Source organism: Sorangium sp. So ce204, assembly GCF_051526795.1.
GTDB classification, from domain to species: Bacteria; Myxococcota_A; Polyangia; order Polyangiales; family Polyangiaceae; genus Sorangium; species Sorangium cellulosum_B.
In genome coordinates, this window is the sequence record NZ_CP150317.1 from 11,556,933 (window position 1) to 11,580,338 (window position 23,406).

Sequence of the window (23,406 nt, forward strand, 5' to 3'; positions counted from 1 at the left end):
CAGGCGGCAGCGAGCGCCGCGAAGCCGCGGCTCTGCCAGGCGCAGGCGCCCTCGGGCACGACCACGACGGCTATGCCCGGGCGCGCTGAGATGCCAACGGACGCTGGAATGATGGCGACGCCCCCCGCGAGCGTGGGCGCTTGCGAGCGAAAAATGTTGCCGGGGGTGAGAAACAGGCGAACGATCGCGCCGCGTTGGGGCAATGACGTGGAAAATGGCCGCGGCGTGCCCAAGGAGAATGGCGATGCGCAGCAAGACTTCTTCTTTGGTTATCGTGTTCAGTATCGCGGCGTTCGCGGCGTGCTCCGGGGAAACGACGGAGAACCCCGGCGGGGGCGGCGGGAGCGGCGGGGGGACGACCAGCACGACGACGTCGAGCACCACGACGACGACCACTGGCTCGGCCACGAGCTCGACCACAGCCGCGTCGACGACGGCGGCATCGAGCGGTTCGGGCGGAGGGGCGGGACTGACCGAGTGCGAGGAGGCGTGCGCGAAGGTCGAGGAATGCAGCGATCTCAGCTGCGAATCCCTTTCCATCAACTGCTCTGAGCCGGGCTACGAGTGCGCTTCACAGTGCATCCTCGACACAGCGTGCGAAGACCTGAACGTCACGAACACCGACCTGCTGGTCTGCCTCAGCGACTGCGATGCCGGCGCTGGGGGCGGAAACGCTGACGCTACAGCGTGCCGGTCCTGCGCCATCGCGAACAGCTGTCTGACCCTCTGCGCGCTCAGCGGCACATGCCAGAGCTGGCTTGAGTGCGCTCAGGGGTGCTTCCAGGCCGACCCGCAACCCACCTGCTTCGACGCGTGCGACACGCAGTTCCCTGGCGCCGAGCGTCAGTTTGACGCCGTATATAGCTGTGCGTGCACGAACTGCGATGAGAGCTGCGACACGGTCGCGGCTCCGTGCAACTGAGCGGTCCGCGTCGCGGCGCGACGACGGCTCCTCCCGTATGAGCGCTTTCCTTCACCTCCTGGATCGCACGTCAGGTCGAAGGGCAGACGGCGGATAGCCTCCAGCCAGCACGCCGGCCGCGTGTACACTCTCCCTCGTGTCGACCGCGCCGACCCGCGATCCCCTCCGGGCTCCCCTATCGAACGCCCCCACACCCTCCCGGCGCCTTGTGCCGGGCCACACGGCGCCAGGCTGGCTCGGTGCTGTGATATGGCTCACGGCGTGCGCTGCGCCAAGCGGCGGTGGCTCAGCGAGCAAGTCGGACGCTACGGGCGAGGCCGGCGCAGTCCCCGCAACGGACACGGCCCAGGCTGGGGCTCTCGGCGCGGCTTCCGCGCACGCCGCGCGTGCGCCCGGCGGAAGCGCGGACGCCGGCGCTGCCCTCCCGGATATCGCCAGCGCCGCGCCCCTGTCCGCCGCCGCTCCCGTGCCCGTTGCAGACGACGCGGGCGCCGCCCTCGCCGAGCCCCATCCGCTCGGCTCGGCCAGCGCCGGTCCTCCCCCCCTCCCCCCACAGCCGCCCGGGCTCCCGCCGGCCCCCGGCCCCTGCCCCGCCGACATGGCCCTCGTCGGCGGCTTCTGCATCGATCGCTACGAGGCGCACCTTGTCATCGACGCCGGCGGGGAGCTCGCCGTCCACCCGCACTTCAAGCGCCCCGAGCCGGGCGTCCGCTACCTCGCCCGCAGCGCGGCCGGCGTCTTTCCGCAGGCGTACATCAGCCGCGTCGAGGCCAAGGCCGCCTGCGTCGCCGCCGGCAAGCGCCTCTGCACGCGGCGGGAATGGCAGCGCGCCTGCCGCGGCAACGGCGCCCACCGCTACCCCTACGGCCCGCGCGGCGAGCGCGGGCGGTGCAACACCGGCAAACCCCACCTCCTGCGAGAGCTCTTCGGCGAGCACCCGCCAGGCGGGTGGAGCTACGAACGGCACTTCAACAGCCCCGACCTCGACCAGAAACCAGGCTTCCTCGCGAGGAGCGGCGAACACGCCGGCTGCGCCAGCGAGCTCGGCGTCCACGACATGGTCGGGAACCTGCACGAGTGGGTCGGCGACATGGTCGATGGCGAGCTCGTGATGCGGATGAGCACCGAAGGCGTCGAGCGCCGCGATCAGCCGTGGCACGAGGGAAACGGCGTGTTCATGGGCGGCTTCTTCAGCACGACAAGCGAGCTCGGCCCCGGCTGCTATTTCACCACCATCGCCCACGAGCCGACCTATCACGACTACTCCACGGGATTCCGCTGCTGCGACAGCGTCGAGCCGCCCGCCGCGCCGGCGGCGACCGACGCGAGCCAGCGAGACGGCGGCTGACGTCGCGGCCGGCCGCGACGCGCGGGCCGGCGCCGAGATCGCCCGGCGCCCGCCGGCCTCGGCGCCCGCTGGCCCCGGCGAGCTCGCCCGCGGCGGCGCCTGATCGGGTATTTCTCCGACGAAGAGGACAGCCAGGCGTTCCCGCTGGCGCCGCTCGCCCTGCTCTATCCCACGAAGGGGAATTTCGTGGCCGTGATCGGCAACCTGGAGGGGCTCTCTCTCGTTCGCACCGTCAAGGGGGCGATGCGCGGCGCGACCGATCTGCCCGCCTATTCCCTGAGCGCTCCGGCGCTCGTTCAGGGCGTGGACTGGTCCGACCACCGGAGCTACTGGGAAGCGGGTTATCCAGCGGTCATGATCACGGACACGGCGTTCCTGCGCAACCGGCGTTACCACACCGACAAGGACACGCCGGATACGCTCGACTACCCGCGCGCTGCAAAGGTCGTCACCGGCGTGGCCCAGGCCGTCCTCGCGCTCGCGAACGAGTGAGCGCTCTCCCGTCGCCGTGCCGTTCGCTCCTCCCCGGACGGCGCACGCGCGCCGCGCCGGTGCGACCGGAACCTCGGTCTCGATCGGCCGAGGCAAGAATCCGTCGCGCGGCGCTGGCGGCGGGTCGTTGACAGGTTGTCAGCGCCTCCGGATAGGATGCCCGATGGCCGAGATGGCGCTGGGCTGTTCGCACGGATAGCCCATGTCCGCATTCAGCGGGCAGCCATCGCGGCCGCAAGGGAGGAATCGTGGCGAGACCGAGACAAAAGAAGTCAGCGCCGGCCAAGCCGAGCGCGCCGAACGAAGCTGCCGAGGCGTTTGCGCAGATCGAGCCCGAGCTCGAGCGCGTCGAGAAGGTCGTCCCCATCAACGTCGATATCCCGCGCGCGGTCGCCGTCGCCGTGGGCGCCGTCCCGCACCTCAAGGCGCTGCGCGCGCGCTTCGTGGACGAGCTGCCCAGGTTCCCCATCGAGGCGCTGGACAAGCTGATGAGCTACGCGCTCGGCGCCTGGTACGCGCACCTGCTCGCGCTGCCCGCCGGTCCGGGCGAGGACGGGCTGAAGCCGCTCCTCGACGAGGCGTCCGCGCTGCGCGCCGACCTGCTCGTGGCGGCGGAGGCGCTCGCGCACAAGGGCTTCGTCGACGCGGCTCGGGTCGCGGAGATCCGGAGCGGCAAGGGCCACCTCGACACGGCCAACGATCTGGTCGCGCTGGGCGCGCTGTTCGGCGAGGCGTGGGACGCCGTGAAGAACAGGACGACGGTGGAGTGGGCGGACGTCGAGCGCGCCTCGAAGCTCGGCCCGGAGCTGCTCGTCGCCCTCGGCGCCCGCAACCAGCCGGGGCTCCCGGCGCCCAGGGCCGCCGATCCGGCGGATCGGCGGGCGCGGGCGTTCACGCTGCTCGTGCGGGCGTACGACCAGTGCCGCCGCGGGGTCACGTACCTGCGCTGGGCCGAGGGGGACCACGATGCGATCGCGCCGTCGCTCTTCGCGAGCCGGGGCGGCGCGCGGCGCGCGGGGCCGGCGAAGGAGGAGGCAGCGGACGAGGGGGCGGGGGGAGAGCCCGCGGATCCGTCGGACGCACAGACGGCCTAGGCACCGACCGGTCCGACCGGTCCAATCCCACCGGAAGTACGCCCTTCGAGCGGTCGGCTCGCCCCTGCAGGCGGCATCGCGACGCCGGCGGGGCGGTCCGACCGCCCCGCTGCTGTCGGGATAGCTGTTCAGAAGGCGGTCCCACCGCCTCCCGTGGGTCGAGATCGACGCCGAAACGGCGATCCCACCGCCTCCCCGGGTCTTGAATCGATGCCGGAGTGGCGGTCCGACCGCTCCGCCGCTGTCGAGACGATAGTGCAACGGGCGGTTCGACCGCCCCGTCGACATGGACGCAGCCGGCCGCTACCAACGCGAGGAGCGGAAGACGTTCGCTGCCTTCCCCGGCAATCGCTACGACATCGACGAGCGATTCGGTGACACCCCGTCATGGCTCGGCCCGGGCCCGGCGTGGCATGATCGGCCCATGGATGGCGAGCAGCACAGGCAGGACGGCGGACCGCAGGCGGCAGCCTCGTCACCGCCGCAGCATGCCGAGGAGCCGAGCGTGAATCCGGTGGACCGGCCTGATCCGATCATCGAGCTCTATAAGAAGCACGTCGACCGCAGCCTGCTCCGGGAGAACCTGAAGCTGACGCCGGAACAGCGCCTGCTGAAGCTGATGGACCTCCAGCGCTTCGCGGCCGAGCTCCAGCGCGCCGGCCGCGCAGCAAGGAAGCGCGCGTGACCGACCTGCGCCGGCTCATCGATGTGCTCGTCAAGGGCGGCCTCGAGCTCATCCCCACCGGAGGCGCCGGAGCGATCGCGCCGCCGGGAGCGTTGTTCCGCTGCCGATCCAAGGACATACTGCCCGCGAAGCAGCCCTCACCTCCCTGGAGGCGCTGCGGTCCTCGGAGCTGATGCACCTCATGAGACGGGAAGATCTGGAAGAGACGCTCCAGGACATCGAGTCCGATCGGGTCGAGCGTACCCAGTCGGCGAAGGATGCCGACAAGATCGGTCAGGCGATCTGCGCGTTCGCCAACGATCTACCTGGTCACCGCAAGCCGGGTTACCTGTTCATCGGCGCGAACGACGACGGGACGCCATCCAACCTCCTCATCGACGACCGCCTGCTCCAGACCCTGGCAGCCTTCCGATCGGACGGTAATATCCAGCCACTTCCGGTCATGACCGTGCAGAAGTGGTCCCTCGACGGAGGTGACATGGCGGTCGTGGAGGTGCTCCCCTCCGATCTGCCTCCTGTCCGCTATCGGGGCCGCATCTGGATCCGCGTCGGCCCGCGCAAGGCCATCGCCAGCGAGCAGGACGAGCGTGTCCTCGCCGAGCGCAGGACGACGCTGGCCCGGACCTGGGACGCGCGCCCGTGCCGCGAGGCCTCGCTGTCCGATCTGTCGCTCGACCTCTTCACGCTGAGCTATCGCCTGTACGCCGTCGCGCCCGAGGTGTTCGAGGAGAACCACCGCACCCCGGAGCAGCAGCTCGCTGCCCTGCGCTTCTTCGATCCGAGGGCAGGCTGCCCCACGAACGCCGGTGTCCTGCTCTTCGCCAAGGATCCGCTATACTTCCTGCCTGGCGACTACGTGCAGTACGTCCGGTACGACGGCACGACGCAGGCCGCGGATGTCCTCAAAGAGCGGCGCTTCTCGGGCGACCTGCTGAGCGTGATGCGAGGCCTCGACGAGCTGGCGGCCGAGATCGAGGGTGCCCGTCCGGTCGCGCTCGACGAGGGGGGAGACCGGACCGTGTACGATTACCCGCGACGGGCGCTCCATGAGCTGCTCATGAACGCGATCATCCACCGCAATTACGATGGATCGACCACGCAGGTGATGGTCAATCACTTCGCGGACCGCCTCGAGATCCTGAGCCCGGGCGGGCTCTACCCCGATCTCACGCCCGAGCAGTTCCCGCACGGCACCGCCTACCGCAACCCCGTCCTCGCCGAGGCCGCGAAGGTGCTGGGCTTCGTCAACCGGTTCGGGCGCGGCATCGCGCTCGCGCAGGCTCAGCTGGCCGCGAACGGCTCTCCACCGGCGACCTTCGAGCCCGCATACAACCGCTTCCTCGCCCTGGTGCAGAGGCGTCCGTGAAGACCATCGCGTTCTTCAACAACAAGGGGGGAGTCGGGAAGACGTCCCTCGTCTATCACCTCGCGTGGATGTACCACGAGCTCGGCGAGCGCGTCGTCGCCGTCGACCTCGACCCTCAATCCAATTTGACGACGGCATTTCTGCCCGTCGATCGGCTCGAGCAGCTCTGGCCGAACCATGAGCACCCGCACACGATCCTCGGCGCGATCCAGCCGCTCATGGATCACATTGGCGATCTCGCGCAACCACACGTGGAGCTCGTGGACAGCAATCTGTGGAGCGCGCTCTCGCTCGTCCCGGGCGACCTCGGCCTCAGCCTCTTCGAGGACCGGCTCGCCGAGGCGTGGAACAAGTGCCTGAGCGACAGCCGGGGCGAAGCGCCGGACGCGTTCCGGGTGATGAGCGCATTCCACCGGATCATGGAGCGCGCAGCTGCGCAGGCGGAGGCAGAGCTCGTTTTGGTCGACGTGGGCCCGAACCTCGGCGCTCTCAACCGCGCAGCGCTCGTCGCCTCGGATCTCGTCGTCGTGCCGCTCGGCGCCGACGTCTTCTCCCTCCAAGGGCTGCGCAACCTGGGGCCGACGCTCGCGCAGTGGCGGCGCGGCTGGAAGAAGCGCCTCGACAACGAAGCGCGCCCGACGGAGCTCTCCGTTCCCAGGGGCGAAATGTGCCCCATCGGGTACGTCATCCTCCAGCATGCAGCGCGTGAGGGGCATCCCGTGAAGGCGTACCAGCGATGGATCGACAAGATTCCGGAGGTCTATCGCCAGGCGCTCCTCAATGAGGAAGGAGGCGCGCCCAGCCCGGATCCGCACCTGCTCGCGACGATCCGGCACTACCGCAGCCTCATGCCCATGGCGCAGGAGGCGCGGAAGCCGATGTTCCTGCTCAAGCCCGCCGACGGCGCCATCGGCAGCCATGCCGCGGCTGTCCAGGACTGCAGGCGCGATTTCGAGGCGCTAGCTCGTCGCATCGCCGCCGGCGCCGGCATCCCGCTAACCTCGCGCGCAGCTTGAGCTAGCCCGCCAGGCGGCGCCGTCGCCCCGGAGGCGAGTCGCTCACGCCGCGAACATCCGATCGAGCACCGCCCTCGGCGCGCCGCCCTTCAGGATCGTCTCGAGCGCCTCGAACACCCCCGCATCCACCTTCCGCGCCTTGGCGAACGCCACGACGCGCGGGATCAGCGGGATCGCCTCCACCCGCAGCCTGGCCTCCGCGACCGCCTCGTCGAGCGTCCTGCCGCGCGCGAGCGCCTTGCCGAGCACCACCTCGGGGCGGCCCTCGAGCCGGATCGAGGCGAGCAGGTCGCCGTAGCCGCCGAGCCCCAGCATCGTCCGCTCCTCCGCGCCCGCCGCGGCGGCGATGCGGGCCGCGCTGTCGACCGCCCTCGAGATGAGCGCGGCGAGCAACCCCGGCCCCGCGCCCGCCTGCTCGGCGAAGCCGACGCCGACAGCGAGGCAGCCGACAAGCGCCGACGCCCACTCCAGGCCCTGGAGATCCGGCGTCGTGTAGACGCGGAGCGCGTCCGACTGGAACGCCGCGGTCACCGCGGCGTGGACCTCCGGGAAGCGCGAGCCGCACACCATCGCCGAGGGACGGCCCTCCCGGAGCTCGTCCTCCTGCACCGGGCCGCCCAGCGCGCCCACCCGGCGCGCCGGGGTCTCCTCGCGCACCAGGTCCGAGACGGTCTTCAGCGCCTCCCCCTCGAGGCCGCGCACGCCGTGGATCACGAGGTGCGAGCCGTCCATGTGATCGCCGAGCGAGCGCAGCGCCGTCCGGGCCGCGTTCGACGGCACCGCGATCACGAGCAGCCGCGCCCGGGCGACCTCCGCGTGGTCCCGCACGATCCGCGGGCCGCCCTTGATCCGCGGCTGCTCGCGGCGCGAGTACAGCAGGACCTCCGCGCCGGTGCGGCTGGCCGCGAGCGCCAGCGCCACGCCCCAGAAACCGCCGCCGATGACCCCCACCGAAGGCGCCGGAAGCGCGCTCCCCGGGGCGCTCACTGGCCACCCCCGGCGCCGTTCATCGAGCCCACGTGCGCGTCCGCCTCGCCCGCGCGGGACGAGGCCGGTGAAGACGACGAAGCGGACGAGGCCGGTGAGGACGACGAAGCGGACGAGGCCGAGCCCCGCGGCTCCTCCAACGGCGGCGGCGACGAGGCGGGCTCGAGCGGCGGGAGCGGCGGCTGGACCTGCAGGCCGGAAGGGACGCCGGGCGGGGCGATGACGTCCCACGCCACCCCGTGGGCGGCGAGGCGGTTCTGGTAGTAAAAGAGCAGGTTGGTGTCGCAGATCGCGATGCCGTCGGGCCTCGAGTCGAGCACCGGCGACGAGTGGTAGCCCGCGAAGGCGCGCAGCGCGCGCTCGACGATGTCCCCGCCCGAGCCGAGCCGGACGTCCTCCCCCAGCACGATGCACCCCCGCTGCTCCAGCGCGCGCAGCCGATCGCAGAGCGCCACCACGTCGGCCGCGAGGTCGTCGCGCGGCACCGTGAGCACGTCGCGCTGCCGGAGCACCGTGAAGAGATCCGCGGCGGGCGCCTGGCTGCGGAGCCGGGCGAAGCTCGCCGCCGCGACGACGTGCGTCGCCATCACGACCGTGTCGCGCGCGTACGCCCGGCAGATCTCCTCGCCGAGCTCGCGCGCGTACTGGGCGTCGCGCGCCGCGTCGATGACCGCCTTGCCGCCCTGATCCCTCACGTAGCTCGCCGGATCGACCTCGCGACCGCGGGCGTCGAACGAGCGGCCGAGCTCGTCGACCCGGTTGCCGAACGGATCGAGCGGGTCGGAGAAGCGGATGACCACCGCGGCGTTCATCGCGAGGAGCTTGCGCAGGAACGAGGCGATCCGGCCGATGCGGCTCGACTCGTCGTCCTCGATGATGAAGCGGCCCTTGCCGGCCTCGGAGAGGAAATCGGCGATCAGCGTCTCGGCCTCGAGCGTGATGAGGTAGTTGATCGTGGCCGGGACGAAGAAGACGCGGCGCTCGCGGCCGCTCTGCAGCGTCCGCGTGTAGGCCTCGAACGCGCTGCCGACAAGGCCCAGCTTGAGCTTGCGCTCCACGCCTCCCGAGCGGGACCGCGTGCCCCCCGGGAAGAACAGCGAGTGGTAGCCGCGCTCCAGGAGCACGCCCGAGTACGTCTTCAGCACGTCCTTGTAGAGGTTGTGCCGGATGCGCCGGTCGACGCGGTAGGCGCCGAGGTTGTGCATGAAGAACGAGAGGACCGGGTTCGTGAACAGGTTCTTGCCGGCGCCGTACGTGGCGGGCGGCAGGCCGGCGCGCTCGAGGGCATAGCCGAACACGATCGAGTCCATGTTCGACAGGTGGGTCGGGACGTAGACGGCCGTGCCGCGCTGCACGAGCGAGCGGAGCTTCGCGAGCGGGCCCTCCACGAGCACCCGGTCGGCCAGGAGCTCGAGGCTGACGAGCTTGAGCGGGTCGCGGACCACCGTCATGAGCTTGCGCGGCGCGAGCAGCGCGCTCACGACCGGCGGCAGGAGCCGCGACGACAGCTGGTAGACGCGCCGGTCGAAGTTCCCCGCGATGTCCCACGCGTACTCCTCCGAGAGCTCGCGCAGGCGGCGGCGGCGCTCGGCGTCGTGCATGCGGCCGAGCGAGCGGGCGAGCCGCTGCCACTCGGCGAGCTCGCGGACGTCCTGCGGCTTCCGGGACCCCTCGAGCCGCTTCGCCTCCTGATACGCCGCCTCGTTCATGGCGAGCAGCGGATCCCTCGTGGAGCCGACGACCCGGTCGACCACGGTGCGCACGATCTCGTCGCGCGCGTCGTTGAACCCGAAGATGGGAGCGCGGGAGTCCATGGGCCTAGTCGTATAGAAATCGGACGGCGGGCGCGAGCGGAATACGGCCGCGCGCGACGCCGGAAGTCAGCGGTAATCGTCCTTCGCGCGACGCACGGCGGCGAACACGTCGGACGGCGCGGCGCCCGGGAAGCGCGCCCTCAAACTCGGCTCGCCACAGCGCAGGAACGGGTTCGTCGCGAGCTCATCGGCCATCGTGCTCCCGACCGTGGGCTCGCCGCGCTCCCGGGCCGCGCGGGCGGCCGCGAGCTTCCTGCGGACAGCCTCGTTCTCGGGCTCGACCGCCTCGGCGAAACGGAGGTTGTTCACGGTGTACTCATGACCGCAGAAGACGCGCGTGTGCGCCGGGAGCGCGGCGAGCTTGGAGAGCGAGGCGTGCATCACCTCCGGCGTCCCCTCGAACATGCGGCCACATCCGGCGATGAAGAGCGTGTCTCCGGTGAACACAACGTCCTCGACGCAATACGAGACGGCGCCGAGCGTGTGGCCGGGGACATGCAACGGCTGGAGCGTGAGGCCGGCGACCTGGACCGGCGTGCCCTCCTCGACCCGCTCCGTCTGCGCGGGAACGCGCCCGACGTCGCTCGAGTGCGCATAGACCGGGAGGTCGCCGTAACGCTCGCGGAGCGCCTCGTTGCCGCCGACGTGATCGTGGTGATGGTGCGTGTTGACGATGGCGACCAGACTGAGCTTCTCGCGCTCGAGCGCCGCGATGATCGGCTGGGCCTCCGAGGGATCGATGACGATCGCCTCGCGCCGCCCGTCCGCGGCCACGAGGTACGCGTAGTTGTCGCTGAGGCAGGGCACGGGGAGGATGCGCATGAGGCGTCGACTATAGCGGCGCCCCCGGCGAGAGCCGGGGAAAAGGTGCGCGCGGCGCGGCGGATCGCGCATGAGCTCGAGAAAGTTTGAGAATTTTGCGACCGAACCGGCAAGTGGTCTCGAGCGGGACGGCGGGCGGCCTGGCGGAGATCCGCGCGGTGACGCGGGCGCGAGGGTGTGGCAGAGGGGCCGGCATGACGTCCGCCGAGCCTTCCGTCCGCTACCGCATCGGCGTCGATGAGAACGGGCTGGGCCCGCGGCTCGGCCCGATGGTGGTGACGGCGGTCCTCGCGCGCGTCACGGAGGCGGGCTGGCAGGTCGCCGGCCGCGCCCCTCGCGGCGCCCTCGCCCAGCGGCTCGGCGACTCGAAGCAGCTCGTGGCGCACGGGGATGTCTCGCTCGGCGAGGCCTGGGCTCGCGCGCTGGTCGCGCGCGGCTGCGGCCGCGGCCGCGACGGGACGGCCAGCGGCGCGTCGTCGGTGGACGAGCTGCTCCACGCCGTCGCGCTCGAGGATCGCCCCGCGCTCCGCGCGCTCTGCCCGGGCCACGTCGAGGAGCAGTGCTGGTCGGCGGAGGGCGAGGCGTTCACCGCGCCCGACGAGCTGGTCTGCACGATCGGCAAGGACCTCGACAAGCTCTCGGAGAAGGGGGTCGAGGTCGTCGCCGTGCGCTCGGTGCTGCTCTGCGCGAAGCGGATGAACGACGGGGCGCGCGCCGGGAAGAACAGGTTCGTGCTCGATCTCCACGCGATGGAGCGCCTCGTCCTGGAGCTCCGCGGCCTCGCCGGCGCGGAGGTCTTCGCTGTGTGCGGCAAGGTCGGCGGCTTCGGCAAGTATGGCGCCGTGTTCGGCCCGCTCGCGGGGAGGATGCACGCCGTGCTCGAGGAGGGCCGCGCCCGCAGCGCCTACCGCTTCCCCGGCCTCGGCGAGATCGCGTTCGTCCGCGATAGCGACGCCTCGGATCTGTGCGTCGCGATGGCGTCGATGGTGGGCAAGTACGTCCGCGAGGCGCTCATGGAGCGGGTCGCTCGCCATTACCAGCGCGCGGTCCCGGGCCTGCACGGGGCGAGCGGCTACTACGATCCTGTCACGTCGGCGTTCATCGGGGCGACCCGCCTCGTCCGCCGCGCGCGCGAGATCCCCGCCGAGTGCTTCGAGCGGGGCGCCGGCGAGAGCGACGGCGAGCGCGACGCCTCACTCGAGAGCGGCGGCCCGTAACGCCGGGGCCGGCGCCGCGCGGGCCGCGCTCGCCGGGCGAAACCGGCGGCGCCACGGGGCGTAGGAGGGTCAGGTGCGCTACCCTCGACAGGCCAGGTGGATGATGAAACGGCTCCGCGCTGCTGGTCTTCTCTTCGCGCTCGTCCTCATCGCGTGCGCCGCCGTGTTCGCGTGCTTTCGCGCTGGCGATACAGGGAGGGCGAGCAAGGTGATTCCGGGGTCCAAGGAGGCTGTGACGATGTCGGACAGAACCTATCGCAAACCGTCGGATGAGGAGCTGCGCAAGCAGCTCACGCCGCTCGCCTACGAGGTCACCCAGCGCGACGCGACCGAGCCGCCGTTCCGCAACGCCTTCTGGGACAACCACGAGGCGGGCCTCTACGTGGATGTCGCGAGCGGCGAGCCGCTCTTCACGTCGTTCGACAAGTTCGACTCGGGCACCGGCTGGCCGAGCTTCACGCGCCCTGTCGAGCCGGAGCGGGTCGTGGAGCGCTCGGACAGGACCCACGGGATGGTCCGAACGGAGGTGCGCTCCAAGGCCGGCAACTCGCACCTCGGGCACGTCTTCGAGGACGGGCCCGCGCCCCGCGGGCTGCGCTACTGCATCAACTCGGCGTCCCTCCGGTTCATCCCGCTGGCTCGCCTCGAGGCGGAGGGTTACGGGGCCTATCGGGCGCTGTTCGAGGGCCGCCGCGGCGCGCCTCGGGTGCAAGCGAGCGCGAACGCCTGCGCCGTGCCGGCGCCGGGGGAGGCGCCTGGGTGCCAGACGACGCTGGAGACGGCCGTCCTGGCGGGCGGCTGCTTCTGGGGGATGGAAGAGCTCCTCCGGCAGATCCCCGGGGTCCTCGAGACGGAGGTCGGTTATGCCGGCGGCCGGACGAAGGCGCCGACCTATCAAGACGTGAAGACCGGATCGACGGGCCACGCCGAGTCGGTGCGCATCGTCTTCGATCCCGCGAAGCTGTCCTATGCCGAGCTGCTCGAGAGGTGGTTCTTCCGCATGCACGATCCCACGACGCGGAACCGCCAGGGCAACGACGTCGGGACGCAGTACCGCTCAGCGATCTTCTTCACGACGCCCGAGCAGCGCCGCATCGCCGAGGAGGTGAAGGCGCGCGTCGACAAGAGCGGCAAGTGGCGCGCCCCGCTCGTGACCGAGATCGTGGAGGCCGGCCCGTTCACGCGCGCCGAGGAGTACCACCAGAAGTACCTGGAGAAGTACCCGGCCGGGTACACGTGCCATTTCATGCGTGATTGATGAGGGCGGTGGCCCGCGCCGTCGACTCGATGGTTTCGTCGACGGCGCAGGCTGGTGATGATCGAGAGCGGGCGGGTCAGCGATTGGCGATGTGGATCGCGGCGCCCATGGCGTGGGCGGCGGCTTCCATCAGCGACTCGCCGAGGGTCGGGTGGGGGTGGATCGTGAGCGAGAGATCCTCGAGGAAGGCCGCCATCTCGAGCGAGAGCGACGCCTCGCTGATCATGGTGCTGGCCTCCGGCCCGACGATGTGGACGCCGAGCACCTGCTTCGTCTTCTTGTCGGCGACGATCTTCACGAAGCCCTCGGTCTCGTTCATGGCCATGGCCTTGCCGAGCACCGAGAACGGGAACTTGCCGATGCTGACCTCGAGGCCCTTCGCCTTCGCCTCCGCCTCGGTGAGCCCGACCGTGGCGATCTCCGGATCGGTGAAGATCGCGCCCGGGATCGCGACCCAGTCCTTCTCGGCCTTGTGCCCCGCGATGACCTCGGCGGCGATCTCGCCCTCCTTCGTCGCCTTGTGCGCGAGCAGGGGCGGCCCGCTGACGTCGCCGATGGCGTAGATCGACGGCACGTTGGTGCGGCAGAACTTGTCCGTGGGGACGAACCCGCGCTGATCGACCGTCACGCCGACCTTCTCGAGGCCGAGCCCCTTGCTGCTCGGCCGCATGCCGACGGCGACGAGCACGGTGTCGACGACGATCGTCTGCTCCTTGCCGTCGGACTGGATCTTCACCCCGACCGAGCCGTCCTTCTGCTTCTCGTACCCGAGCGCCTTGGCGTTCTTGTGGATCGTGCCGCCGCGCTTCAGGATCTTGCGCTCGACGATCTTGGTGCAGTCGGGGTCGACGCCCGTGAGCAGCTCCGGCAGCGCCTCGACGACGATGAGCTCGGCGCCGAACGCCTGGTAGACCATGCCGAGCTCGAGGCCGATGACGCCGCCGCCGATCACCATCAGCCGCTTCGGGATGCGGCGCAGGCTGACCGCCTCCTTCGCGCCGATGATCGCGTCGCCGTCGAACTTGAACGTCGGGATCTCGATGGTCGTCGAGCCGGTCGCGATCACGATCGCCTTGGTCGCCTCGAACTGCTCCACCGAGCCGTCCGCCCGCGTCACGTCCACGCGCTTCGGCCCCACGACCGTGGCGGTGCCGTTCACGACGTCGGCGCCGTTGCCCTTGAGCAGCGACCCGACGCCGCCGGTGAGCTTCTTGACGATGCCTTCCTTCCAGTCCTGCATCTTGTTGGCGTCGAGCTCGACGCCGCTGACCTTGATGCCCATCGCGGCGCCGGCCTGCGACTTCTCGTAGAGGTGGGCGGCGGAGATCAGCGCCTTGGAGGGGATACACCCCCAGTTGAGGCAGACGCCGCCGACGTTCTCCTTCTCGATGCAGAGCACCTTCTGCTTGAGCTGAGCGAGCCGGATGGCGCAGGGGTAACCGCCGGGGCCGGCTCCGATCACGATTGCGTCGTAGGTCTTCATCCTTGTCCTTTTGTGCGCTTCGAAGACTGGAACTAGGGGCGCCGGGGTTCATCAGGCAAGCCCCTCGCCGACAGCCCTGAGGCCGCGCCCGCAACCGCGAGCCGTCCCTGGGTGCCCGGGGCTTACACGACCTCGCAGCGAGGGGAAATCCCTCCCCGAGGTCAGCGCCCGCCGCCGTGCGGCGGCGCTTTCGGGGAGCGCAGGAGCTCTGCGCGCTGGTCGCGCAGGTGCCAGGGCAGCTCCGCGTAGACGTCGTCGAACAGGGTCTCTCGGGCAGGCGGGCCCATGGCCTCGACCTCGGCGACGGCGGCGGCGATCTCGGCGTTGAGCTCCGCCTCGAGGGAGGACTCCGCGGCGTCGTCGAGGAGCCCGCGGCCGGCGAGGTGGCGCCCGAGGCGCAGCAGCGGGTCGCGCTGCGTCCAGCGATCGACCTCCTCCTGCGACCGGTAGCGGCTCGGGTCGTCGCTCGAGGAGTGCGCGCCGACGCGGTAGGTGAGCGCCTCGATGAAGCTGGGGCCTCCGCCGCCACGAGCCCGCGCGACCGCCTCGGAGACGGCGCGGTAGACGGCGATGACGTCGTTGCCGTCGACCCGCACCGACGGCACGCCGTAGGCGCGCCCCTTGACGGCGATCGTCCTCGAGGCCGTCTGCCGGTCCGTCGGCACGCTGATGGCCCAGTGGTTGTTCTGGCAGATCATGACGCACGGCGCCCTGAAGACCGCCGCGAAGTTCATCGCGCTGTGGAAATCGGGCTCGCTCGTCGCGCCGTCGCCCATGAACCCCACCACGACGGTGCTGTCGCGCCGCAGCTTCGCGGCCCACGCGGCGCCGACCGCCTGCGGGAGCTGCGGGCCGATGCAGCTCGACCAGGACACCTGGTTCACCTGCCGCCCGCTCATGTGCGACGGCATCTGGCGCCCCTGGAGGAGGTCGCCCGCGTTGCCGAACACCTGGGCCACATAGGTGCGGAGCGGGAAGCCGCGCACCAGCATCGTCACGCTCTCGCGCAGCGCGGGGAAGATCCAGTCCGTGGGCTCGACCGCGAGCGCCGTGGCGATCGGCGTCGCCTCCTGGCCGGTGCACGCGCCGTAGAAGCCGACCCGCCCCTGCCGCTGGAGCAGGAGCATGCGCGCGTCGAGCAGCCTGAGGCGCTTGATCTCGCGGTACGCGCGCAGCAGCAGCGCGTCGCTCAGGCAGGGGTCGGTCGCGGGATCCAGGGATCCATCGTCCCGGAGGACGCTGAGCAAGCCCTCGTCGGCCCCCTCCCCGGGTCGGGACGTGGGCGCGTGAGGTGGAGGGGCGTCGGCGGCGGACCTCGCGGAGGCGCCGGGCGGCGTGGCTTCCAGCTCGCTCATGGCCGGACCATACCGCGAAATGACCGCGCTCGCGGCCCCTTCGGCCCGCGGGGACGCCCCTCCCGCCCCCGCGGCGCGCCGGGGGGGAAGCGGATCACATCGCCCGCGCACGAGCTCAGCCGAGCAGGACGCGGAACATCCGCTTGCTGTCCGAGAGGTAGTAGTAAGCGGCGCGGTCCGCGTCGCCCATCAGATCGAGGATGGCGCGCTCCATCTGATCGGGGCTCAGCGTGTTGGACACTTCCCACGTGTCGGGCGTGACCTCGTCGCCCTGCCACGGTCCGGCGCAGAGCGCGACGAGGCGCGACCGGCTCGCCTCGTCGGCGATCGAGAAGGTGAGGATGTAGTCGTGGTTGACGAAGCCGCTGTAGAGCTTGTTGTCACGCGGCATCGGATCCCTCCGTGTCGTGGGGCGCGACGCGCGGCGTCCTCACCGCGGGCCGGGCGGCAGCGGGGCGGCCGCTTCCTCGTCGTCGTCCTGCTCGGGGCGGCGCGCGCCGAGCGTGAAGACGTGCAAGAGGACCAGGCTCGCGCCGAGGAACACCTCCGACTTGCTCACGAGCTCGGCGCGGCGATGGACGCGCTCGAGCTCCATGCCGAGCTCCCCCTCGCCGCGCCGGACGCCCTCGCGGTGGAGCGCCGCGATGCGGGGGGTGAGCGCCAGGCCGACGTACGCGGCGCACCCGGCCAGCACCATGGCGACGACCCGGCGCACGCGCGCCGCGCGGCCGGCGCCCAGGCGGTACGCGGCCCAGGTGCGCGCCACCTCCGCGCCGAGGAGGATCACCGCGGCGCCGAGCGCGAATTGATCGAAGCGCGCGAACGCCGCGCTCATCGCGTCGCCGGAGAAGGGGGCCGGGGCGAGCCGGAAGACGAACGGGGCAGCGCAGGCGCCCAGCGCCACGATGCCGCCGACCCAGGCCCCCGCCGCGAGCGCGGCCACGCTCGCGGCCACGCGATCGATGAGGGAGCGGCGCGACGCGGCGCGCTCCTCGGGGCTCGGGGCGAGGTCCGCCTCGCTGAACTGGGCTCCATCGTTCATGCATCCACCTCCGCAGCGAGGACGGCGAGCGCCTCCTCGACGGCCCCCTGATCGGCCTTCCGCTCGTCTCCCCGCATCGCCGCGATCGCGGCGCGGGCGGCCGAGAGGCGGGCGCGACCGGCGGCCGCGACGGCGAGCGTGCGCTTGTGGCGGTCCCACGCGCCGAGCTCGCTGAGGATGTCGCGGATGGCGCGCTCGTGGCCCATCCGCGCGAGCGCGACGCGCGCGTGCCAGCGCAGCGGATCGCGGCCGAAGCCGAGCCTGAGCCCGAACGCGCGCCGCTCCAGGGCGCTCCGCGAAGCGGCGAGGCCGAGCTCGCCGCAGAGCTCGATGGCCGCGGCCTCGTCCTCGCGATCGACCCCGTCGAGCTTTCCTCCCACGATCTCGGCGAGCACGGGGTGGCCCACCGGATCGCCGAAGCGCGCGGTGACGACCGCCGCCCCCGCCCGGACGAGCGGGGACGCGTGGCCGAGCAGCGCGCGGGCCCGCTCCATGCCCAGCGGAGGCAGCTCGCCGCTGGACTCCCCCAGCTCCTCGAACATCCGCAGCGCGATGTGGCAGACGAGCGGGTCGTCGTCGTGGGTGGCCTGCATGACGGCCTCGATCGCGTCGGCCTGCTGGGCGCAGACGCGCGGGAACGCGATCACCGCCTGGAAGCGCACCTCGGGCCGCTCGTCCGAGAGGGCGCGCCGGAGCCGGCCCGTGGCCCGCATGTCGCCGATCTCGCCGAGCGCCGTGATCGCCATCTGCCGGACGTAGGGATCCGCGTCCTCGACGGCGAGCAGCAGGGCCGGGAGCGCCTCGACGGCCTTCGTGTCGGCGAGGGCGATGGCCGCCGCCGCGCGGACCGCCGCGTGCTCATCGACGCGGAGCACGCCCTCGATCGCGCGCACGACCTGCTCCCGTGCCGTCGCGGCATACAGGACGAGGTCGCTCACGGCCTCGGCGCGCACGGCGGGCTTCTGCGAAGCGACGTCGCGCAGCGCAGCCTCGAGCGTCCTTTTCGCGGGGGCCGGTCCGAACACGCGGCCAACGCTAGCACGGTCGATGCGCAAAGCCGGGCCGCACCGAGCGGCGCTCAGCCGCCGCCCGAGCCGCCAGCGCCGCCCGAGCCGCCGCCGCCAGCGCCACCCGAGCCGCCGCCAGCGCCGCCCGAGCCGCCACCTTCGCCGCCCGAGCCGCCTTCGCCACCCGAGCCGCCGGCGCCTCCCGCGCCACCCGACCCTCCAGCGCCGCCGGCGCCTCCTGCGCCCGAGGCATCCGGAGTGTAGGGGGTCCATTCCTCCGTCTGTTCAGGAGCGGCCCTGCACACCCCAGGCTCGCTCTCGGCGCCGCCCGGCGGCTCACTGGCGACGCTCGACGCAGACGGCGGGTTCGGCAGGCAAGCCCTCGAGCCGTCCGGCCTGGCGTCGACGATCGCGGCGCTGCGCTCGCCCGGCGTTATCCCCGCGGCCCCCTGGATGTTGCCCAGCGCGACGCACGAGTAGCCGCTGCGGCAGTCGTCGTCCTCATCGCAGGTGGCCATGCAGAAGGTCCGCTCGAAGCGCGGCCAGCGGACGTTCTCGAGCTCGCTGCACGCCGGATCGATCACCGGGTTGAACGCGACACAGACGCTGCTCCCGGAGCAGCTGTCCGGCTCGCAGTTGAAGACCGTGCAGTAACCGCCAGGCTGCGTCCCATCGCAGAGGAGCTGCTGCTCTGCCTGCACGCAATCGAGCGACGAGGTGCACGGATCGCCGATCTGGGGGCCACATCCGGCGAGCAGCCAGGAGGCGCCGAGGACGACGAGCAGGTGGGCGGGCTCGGTGAGGCGGAGCATCGAGGAGGCCGCTTAGTACCGGCAGGGGCGCCCGCGCGCAAGCGCAGGCCCACGACGCCCACGATGCCGTGCCGGAACCGGCGCTGGCTTCCGCCCGAATTGACACCTTGCGGTCAGGCCTCTACAAACGAGCGGACCGGGGTGACCCCGGAGAACGAAGCGAAGGCCATGGCGACTTACATCACCGAAGACTGCATCAACTGCGGCGCCTGCGAGCCCGAATGCCCGAACGAAGCCATCAGCGAGGGCGACGAGATCTATGTGATCGATCCGGAGCTCTGCACCGAGTGCGTCGGCTTCTATGATCACGAAGCGTGCCAGGCCGTGTGCCCGGTCGAATGCTGCCTGCCCAACCCGCAGATCGTGGAGACCGAGGAGGTCCTCATCGCGCGCGCCGTGAGGCTGCACCCCGACGATGGGGAGCTGAAGAAGCGGGCCGCCGCCAACGATTACCCCTCGCGCTTCCGCAAGTAGCGCGCGTCTTCGCGCACGATCGCGTCGCCTCTCCGGCCGCGCTTCCCATGCCTCCGCCGGCACCGTCGGTTCGATGCGGCGCCCGGGTCACACCGTGATCCGGCGCTGGGCCGCAGTGGTCCTCGCGGGTGCCTGCGCGGGCTGCCATGGCAGCGGTCCGCTGCTCCACCCGGCCCACGTCCTCCGTCCCGGCGCCGTGCGCCTCGGCGGCGGCCTGTCGGGTGACATGGTCGTCGCCGGAGCGGCGGACGCAGGGGCGAGCGCCCCAGGCCCGGCGACGGCGGAGGGCGCCGCGCGGCGAAAGCTCTCCGAGATCACCGTGTCGCCGGGCGTCGCGCCCTGGGCCAGCGCCCGCGTCGGGATCGAGGGCGAGAACGAGGCGGGGCTGACGTACACGGGGCGAGCCATCCGGCTCGACGGGCGCCACGCGTTCCCGCTCGGCGGCGCGGCCCTGTCGATCGGCCTCGGCGCCTCGGCGCTGCTCGCGGGCGGGCCGGGCCCCAGCGCAGAGGGGATCGACGTCCACGGCGCAGGGCTCGACGTCCCTCTCCTGCTCGGCTTCCGGTCGGACGCGGATCTCTACGCGCTCTGGTTCGGTCCCCGGCTGGGCTTCGAGCTCCTCGGCGGCGAGGTGCGGCTGCCCGCCGCCGGAGCGGCGCTCCGAGGACCGCTCGTCGACGCGTCGGGCCAGCATCTCCAGCTCGGGTTCGTGCTGGGCATCCGCGCGGGCTTCCGCCATGTGCACGTCGCGGTCGAGGCCAGCGCGACCTACCACCACGCCGAGGGCGAGATCGCCGGCGATCCGGTCGCGATCGATCAGGGCACCGTCGCCCCGGGCGGCGGCCTCACGGTCACCTTCTGACACGGTCGAAATAAACGCAACGACGTTGCAACGTCGTCGAGCACGGCGTCGGAGCGTAACCTCACGTAAACGCACGTAAACGCACGTAACCAAACGCAACAAAGCGTGACTAGCTGCGGCAAAGCGCGGCAAAGCGCAAGAAAACGCCACAAAACGCAACGATACGGATTCCCTGCCATTTTCGGTGGCAAGCACAGGCGCTTGCCCGGCCGGAGGACCCGTCTTAGACTCGGATCTATGCGTCCCCACGGCGCCCTCGCCACCTCATGCCTGCTCGCCGGTGCGGCTCTCGTCGGCTGCTCGGCGCCTGTCGCGGGCGACGCGACGGAGGTCAACGGGGTGGTCACCCAGGGGGTCGTGCGCGTCGAACGCGCGATCAACCTGAGCCGGGACGCCGCCGCGGCCGCCACCCCCGGTGAGCTCGACGAGGCCGCGCTTCCGAGCGCAAACGCCGAGGGGGCGGGGGCGGTCACGAACGTGCTGGCGAAGTTCATGCGGCTCTCGTCCGCGATGGATCCCGAGCTCGCCGAGGGGGCCGTCGGGAAGCCGTTCGTCCTCCCCTCCGCCGGCAGCTGCATGGTCCTCTCGCCCGCCGCCGACGACGAGGCGAGCAGCTTCAGCTCGCTCAGCCCCATCGAGCTCCTCGACGCGGGCGACGTGACGATGAAGACCGAGAGCACCGAGATGCCGCTCGCCGCCCGCGCGTTCCCGGACGTGGGCGCCCTGGTCTTCGGCGTGTTCTACACGTCGCGCGACGCCACCAGCGATCTGCCTGCGCCGGCGCGGTACGTGTTCGAGAGCTCCGGCTCGGGGCAGCTCGACCGGTTCGCGTTCGAGGCCGATGCCCCCGCGGGTCCCGAGGAGGTGCGCATCGGCGACGCCGAGCTGGCCGACGGCGTCGATCTCGACGCAGGGGTCGGCGCGGTCGTGCAGTGGCGCGCGGACGAGGGCGGCGGGGCCGGACGGACGCGGGACATCATCTACGTCGACGTGACCTCGGCCCACGGCGCGACCGTGCGGTGCGCGTTCAAGGACACCGGGCGGGGCGTGATCCCGGGCTCCTTGCTGGATCCCTCGACGCTCGGGCCTCTGCCGGCGAACGCGACGCTCGCCGTTCACCGGACGCGGCAGGTGCCGATCAACACCTCGGGGATCGACCTCGGCGAGGTGCGCTTCGACCTCTCCGTGAACGGCCGAGCGCGCATCGCCGCGCGCTGACGGCGCCGACATCGGCGTGGCGTACGAGGATCTGCGACGTCGCGCGGCCGAGCTCGCCGCGATCGGGCAGCGCGACAGCGGGGCCGCGCTCCTCGCGGCGGCCGGAGATCACGCGGGCGCCTCCGAGCTGCTCGAGCGCGTCTGCGACTTCGCCGGCGCGGCGCGGGAGGCGCTGGCGGCCGGGGACCCGGCCCGCGCCGCGCTGATGGCCGCGCTCGGCGGCGACGAGGCGCTCGCGCGCGAGGCGCTCGATCGGATCGCCGCCACGTCGCCCCGGGACGCCGCGCTGCGCGCCGCCGCCGACCTCGCGGCGCGCGGGTTCTCGCGGCACGCGGGCGCGCTGTTCGCGGCGCTCGGCGCTCACGCGGCGGCCGCGGAGGCGTTCACCGCGGCCCACGACGCGTGCCGCGCCGCCGAGAGCTTCGAGCTCGCCGGCCGCCCCGCCGACGGCGCGCGGGTGCTCGAGGCCGCGCTCCGCCGCCGCCCGGGCGACGCGGCGGCGTGGCTCGCGCTGGGCGATCTGCTCGCGCGCCACGGCCGCACCGAGGCCGCCGTGCGGGCGCTCCAGCAGCTGCCGCCCGCCGCCGCCGAGCGGGCCCGCGCGCTGCCGCTGCTCGGCCGCTGCCTGAGCGAGCTCGGGCTCGAGGACGCCGCGCGGACCGTCCGCGAGGAGCTCGCCCGGCTCGATCCGCCCGGCCAGGAAGCGCTCTCGTCGCGAGGCGCCGCTCCCGGCAGCGCCGCCGCGGGCGCTCCTCCCGCGGGCCCCGCGCCCGTCGGGCCGCTCCTCTTCGGGCGCTACGAGACCCTGCGCGAGGTAACGGCCACGCCCCACGCGCGCGTGGTGGAGGCGCGCGACCGGATCACGGCGGAGCGCGTGGCCGTGAAGATCTTCGCGGGCGCGGCGTTCGGAGCGGGCCGCGACGCGCTCCTCCGGTTCGAGCGCGAGGCGCGCGCCCTCGCCCAGCTCCGGCACCCGAACGTCGTCGCGCTCCGCGCGTACCACCCCGAAGGGCCGGCGATGGTGCTCGCCTGGATGACGGGCGGGTCCCTGATCGAGCGGCTGCGGGGGGATCCGGTCACGCCCGCGCGCGCCGTCGAGATCGCGGGCGCGCTCCTGTCCGCGCTCGGCGAGGCGCACCGCCTCGGCATCCTCCACCGCGACGTGAAGCCGAGCAACGTGCTCTTCGACGAGATCGGGACGGCTCACCTCGCGGATTTCGGCGCGGCGCACCTCGGGGATCTGTCGTCCACCGCCACGGCGGGCGCGATCGGGACGTTCGCGTACATGTCGCCGGAGCAGCGCATGGGCCGACCGGCGACGCTGGCGAGCGATCTGTACGGCGTCGGCGCGGTGCTCGCCGAGCTGCTCACCGGAGAGCCGCCCGCCCCCGCCGTGCGCGGGCGGCTCGATCCCGCGCCGAGCGAGGTCCATCCGGACCTCACGGCGGCCCACGACGCGGCCGTGGCGGCGCTGCTCGCGGAGGACCCCGCCGCGCGGCCGGGCGACGCGTTCGAGGCGCGCCGCGCGATCACCGCGATGGCCTGGCCAGAGCGCCCGCGGCCGCGGCGGTCGCGCGGGAGCGGCCGGCCGCGATCGAGCGACGCGCCGCCGGCGACGGCGGCCCGGCTCGCGGCGACCCTGGAGGTCGGCGACGGCCGGGACACGGAGGGGCGCTGGCACGACGCCTGGCTCGATCGCGACGTCCTCGTGCTCCAGCTCGACGACGCGACCCTCGCCCGGGCCCGGGCCTTCGCGCGCGCCGGCCACGCGGCCCTGACGTCCGTCCTCCGGGTCGATCTCGCGAGCGGCGAGGTCTGGATAGCGCTGCCCCAGGGCCGCGCGCTCGCCGACGAGGCGCGCGCGCTGACCAGGGCCCAGCGCGCGCGCCTCGGCGAGGCCATCGCGGCGCTCCACGCGGCCGGAGGCGCACACGGGTGCATCGACAGCCAGCATCTTTACGTCCACGACGGCGAGCTCACGCTGGCCTATCCGCGCGAGGCTCCCGGTGACGTGGAGGAGCTCGCGGCGCGGGATCTCGCGGCGCTCCAGGAGCTCGACAGGAACGCGCTGGACGAGCTCTAGAGGAGCTCGACAGGAACGCGCTGGACGAGCTCTGGCTCGATGAACCAGG

General features: G+C 72.3%; 23 protein-coding genes. 14 read left to right on the top strand and 9 right to left on the bottom strand.

What is annotated here, in order from left to right:
- Positions 1-165: 165 nt before the first annotated feature.
- From WMF22_RS43610 to WMF22_RS43645, 8 genes are all read left to right on the top strand, one after another.
- On the top strand, positions 166-552 hold the full coding sequence (locus WMF22_RS43610) for a hypothetical protein (RefSeq protein WP_437295807.1): 387 nt from the start codon (positions 166-168) through the stop codon (positions 550-552).
- An 836-nt stretch (positions 553-1,388) separates the two neighbouring features.
- Positions 1,389-2,270: an SUMF1/EgtB/PvdO family nonheme iron enzyme gene (locus WMF22_RS43615; protein WP_437295808.1), complete on the top strand. Its 882-nt coding sequence runs from the start codon at positions 1,389-1,391 to the stop codon at positions 2,268-2,270.
- Between the two features lie 186 nt (positions 2,271-2,456).
- Positions 2,457-2,762, top strand: a complete 306-nt coding sequence (locus WMF22_RS43620) for a M28 family peptidase (RefSeq protein ID WP_437295809.1) — start codon at positions 2,457-2,459, stop codon at positions 2,760-2,762.
- A gap of 248 nt (positions 2,763-3,010) precedes the next feature.
- On the top strand, positions 3,011-3,856 hold the full coding sequence (locus WMF22_RS43625; RefSeq protein ID WP_437295810.1) for a hypothetical protein: 846 nt from the start codon (positions 3,011-3,013) through the stop codon (positions 3,854-3,856).
- Between the two features lie 286 nt (positions 3,857-4,142).
- On the top strand, positions 4,143-4,541 hold the full coding sequence (locus WMF22_RS43630) for a hypothetical protein (protein ID WP_437295811.1): 399 nt from the start codon (positions 4,143-4,145) through the stop codon (positions 4,539-4,541).
- Complete coding sequence (locus WMF22_RS43635; RefSeq protein WP_437295812.1) at positions 4,538-4,714, top strand: hypothetical protein; 177 nt, start codon at positions 4,538-4,540, stop codon at positions 4,712-4,714. The genes WMF22_RS43630 and WMF22_RS43635 overlap by 4 nt, the downstream gene beginning before the upstream one ends.
- Before the next feature lie 8 nt (positions 4,715-4,722).
- Positions 4,723-5,907 carry an ATP-binding protein gene (locus WMF22_RS43640; RefSeq protein ID WP_438033548.1) on the top strand — a complete coding sequence of 395 codons (1,185 nt, stop codon included), beginning with the start codon at positions 4,723-4,725 and terminating at the stop codon, positions 5,905-5,907.
- Positions 5,904-6,923, top strand: coding sequence for a ParA family protein (locus tag WMF22_RS43645; RefSeq protein ID WP_437295814.1), 1,020 nt, complete (start codon positions 5,904-5,906; stop codon positions 6,921-6,923). The genes WMF22_RS43640 and WMF22_RS43645 overlap by 4 nt, the downstream gene beginning before the upstream one ends.
- A 42-nt stretch (positions 6,924-6,965) precedes the next feature.
- On the opposite strand, the gene WMF22_RS43650 is transcribed toward WMF22_RS43645, so the two are convergent.
- The 3 genes from WMF22_RS43650 to gloB form a co-directional block, all read right to left on the bottom strand.
- Entirely contained in the window at positions 6,966-7,874 is a 909-nt protein-coding gene (locus WMF22_RS43650; RefSeq protein ID WP_438033549.1) for an NAD(P)-binding domain-containing protein, read from the bottom strand.
- 32 nt (positions 7,875-7,906) lie between these two features.
- Entirely contained in the window at positions 7,907-9,724 is a 1,818-nt protein-coding gene (locus tag WMF22_RS43655; protein ID WP_438033550.1) for a 1-acyl-sn-glycerol-3-phosphate acyltransferase, read from the bottom strand.
- Between the two features lie 66 nt (positions 9,725-9,790).
- Entirely contained in the window at positions 9,791-10,546 is a 756-nt protein-coding gene (gene gloB / locus WMF22_RS43660) for a hydroxyacylglutathione hydrolase (protein ID WP_437295817.1), read from the bottom strand.
- A 194-nt stretch (positions 10,547-10,740) separates the two neighbouring features.
- Between gloB and WMF22_RS43665 the strand changes: the two genes are divergently transcribed.
- On the top strand, positions 10,741-11,763 hold the full coding sequence (locus WMF22_RS43665; RefSeq protein WP_438033551.1) for a hypothetical protein: 1,023 nt from the start codon (positions 10,741-10,743) through the stop codon (positions 11,761-11,763).
- A gap of 103 nt (positions 11,764-11,866) precedes the next feature.
- Positions 11,867-13,021: a bifunctional methionine sulfoxide reductase B/A protein gene (locus tag WMF22_RS43670; protein ID WP_438037329.1), complete on the top strand. Its 1,155-nt coding sequence runs from the start codon at positions 11,867-11,869 to the stop codon at positions 13,019-13,021.
- A gap of 76 nt (positions 13,022-13,097) precedes the next feature.
- Here WMF22_RS43670 and lpdA read toward each other — a convergent pair whose 3' ends face one another.
- The 6 genes from lpdA to WMF22_RS43700 form a co-directional block, all read right to left on the bottom strand.
- The gene (gene lpdA, locus WMF22_RS43675) at positions 13,098-14,504 is read right to left on the bottom strand and encodes a dihydrolipoyl dehydrogenase (protein WP_437295819.1); all 1,407 of its coding nucleotides are present in this window, start codon (positions 14,502-14,504) and stop codon (positions 13,098-13,100) included.
- A 161-nt stretch (positions 14,505-14,665) separates the two neighbouring features.
- Entirely contained in the window at positions 14,666-15,859 is a 1,194-nt protein-coding gene (locus WMF22_RS43680) for a thiamine pyrophosphate-dependent dehydrogenase E1 component subunit alpha (protein WP_437295820.1), read from the bottom strand.
- Between the two features lie 115 nt (positions 15,860-15,974).
- A complete protein-coding gene (locus WMF22_RS43685) occupies positions 15,975-16,250 on the bottom strand; it encodes a hypothetical protein (RefSeq protein ID WP_437295821.1) in 276 nt (91 codons plus the stop codon).
- A gap of 39 nt (positions 16,251-16,289) precedes the next feature.
- Complete coding sequence (locus WMF22_RS43690; RefSeq protein ID WP_437295822.1) at positions 16,290-16,901, bottom strand: DUF4149 domain-containing protein; 612 nt, start codon at positions 16,899-16,901, stop codon at positions 16,290-16,292.
- Positions 16,898-17,854 carry a HEAT repeat domain-containing protein gene (locus tag WMF22_RS43695; RefSeq protein WP_438033552.1) on the bottom strand — a complete coding sequence of 319 codons (957 nt, stop codon included), beginning with the start codon at positions 17,852-17,854 and terminating at the stop codon, positions 16,898-16,900. The genes WMF22_RS43690 and WMF22_RS43695 overlap by 4 nt, the downstream gene beginning before the upstream one ends.
- A gap of 125 nt (positions 17,855-17,979) precedes the next feature.
- Positions 17,980-18,720: a hypothetical protein gene (locus WMF22_RS43700; protein ID WP_438033553.1), complete on the bottom strand. Its 741-nt coding sequence runs from the start codon at positions 18,718-18,720 to the stop codon at positions 17,980-17,982.
- A 168-nt stretch (positions 18,721-18,888) separates the two neighbouring features.
- Between WMF22_RS43700 and WMF22_RS43705 the strand changes: the two genes are divergently transcribed.
- From WMF22_RS43705 to WMF22_RS43720, 4 genes are all read left to right on the top strand, one after another.
- Positions 18,889-19,194, top strand: a complete 306-nt coding sequence (locus WMF22_RS43705; RefSeq protein WP_012240614.1) for a YfhL family 4Fe-4S dicluster ferredoxin — start codon at positions 18,889-18,891, stop codon at positions 19,192-19,194.
- A gap of 73 nt (positions 19,195-19,267) precedes the next feature.
- Entirely contained in the window at positions 19,268-20,056 is a 789-nt protein-coding gene (locus WMF22_RS43710) for a hypothetical protein (RefSeq protein WP_438033554.1), read from the top strand.
- A 237-nt stretch (positions 20,057-20,293) separates the two neighbouring features.
- Positions 20,294-21,274 (top strand): hypothetical protein, encoded by a 981-nt coding sequence (locus WMF22_RS43715; protein WP_438033555.1) that lies wholly within the window; start codon positions 20,294-20,296, stop codon positions 21,272-21,274.
- Positions 21,275-21,290: 16 nt separating this feature from the next.
- Entirely contained in the window at positions 21,291-23,357 is a 2,067-nt protein-coding gene (locus tag WMF22_RS43720) for a protein kinase domain-containing protein (RefSeq protein WP_437295827.1), read from the top strand.
- The last annotated feature ends 49 nt before the right edge of the window (positions 23,358-23,406 follow it).

Excerpts from the sequence above, each read along its gene's own strand:
- gloB (WP_437295817.1), bottom strand. The coding sequence starts at position 10,546 with ATGCGCATCCTCCCCGTGCCCTGCCTCAGCGACAACTACGCGTACCTC.
- WMF22_RS43655 (WP_438033550.1), bottom strand. The coding sequence starts at position 9,724 with ATGGACTCCCGCGCTCCCATCTTCGGGTTCAACGACGCGCGCGACGAG.
- WMF22_RS43705 (WP_012240614.1), top strand. The coding sequence starts at position 18,889 with ATGGCGACTTACATCACCGAAGACTGCATCAACTGCGGCGCCTGCGAG.
- WMF22_RS43690 (WP_437295822.1), bottom strand. The coding sequence starts at position 16,901 with ATGAACGATGGAGCCCAGTTCAGCGAGGCGGACCTCGCCCCGAGCCCC.
- lpdA (WP_437295819.1), bottom strand. The coding sequence starts at position 14,504 with ATGAAGACCTACGACGCAATCGTGATCGGAGCCGGCCCCGGCGGTTAC.
- WMF22_RS43680 (WP_437295820.1), bottom strand. The coding sequence starts at position 15,859 with ATGAGCGAGCTGGAAGCCACGCCGCCCGGCGCCTCCGCGAGGTCCGCC.
- WMF22_RS43710 (WP_438033554.1), top strand. The coding sequence starts at position 19,268 with ATGCGGCGCCCGGGTCACACCGTGATCCGGCGCTGGGCCGCAGTGGTC.
- WMF22_RS43700 (WP_438033553.1), bottom strand. The coding sequence starts at position 18,720 with ATGCTCCGCCTCACCGAGCCCGCCCACCTGCTCGTCGTCCTCGGCGCC.
- WMF22_RS43665 (WP_438033551.1), top strand. The coding sequence starts at position 10,741 with ATGACGTCCGCCGAGCCTTCCGTCCGCTACCGCATCGGCGTCGATGAG.
- WMF22_RS43715 (WP_438033555.1), top strand. The coding sequence starts at position 20,294 with ATGCGTCCCCACGGCGCCCTCGCCACCTCATGCCTGCTCGCCGGTGCG.
- WMF22_RS43640 (WP_438033548.1), top strand. The coding sequence starts at position 4,723 with ATGAGACGGGAAGATCTGGAAGAGACGCTCCAGGACATCGAGTCCGAT.
- WMF22_RS43670 (WP_438037329.1), top strand. The coding sequence starts at position 11,867 with ATGAAACGGCTCCGCGCTGCTGGTCTTCTCTTCGCGCTCGTCCTCATC.
- WMF22_RS43685 (WP_437295821.1), bottom strand. The coding sequence starts at position 16,250 with ATGCCGCGTGACAACAAGCTCTACAGCGGCTTCGTCAACCACGACTAC.
- WMF22_RS43630 (WP_437295811.1), top strand. The coding sequence starts at position 4,143 with ATGGACGCAGCCGGCCGCTACCAACGCGAGGAGCGGAAGACGTTCGCT.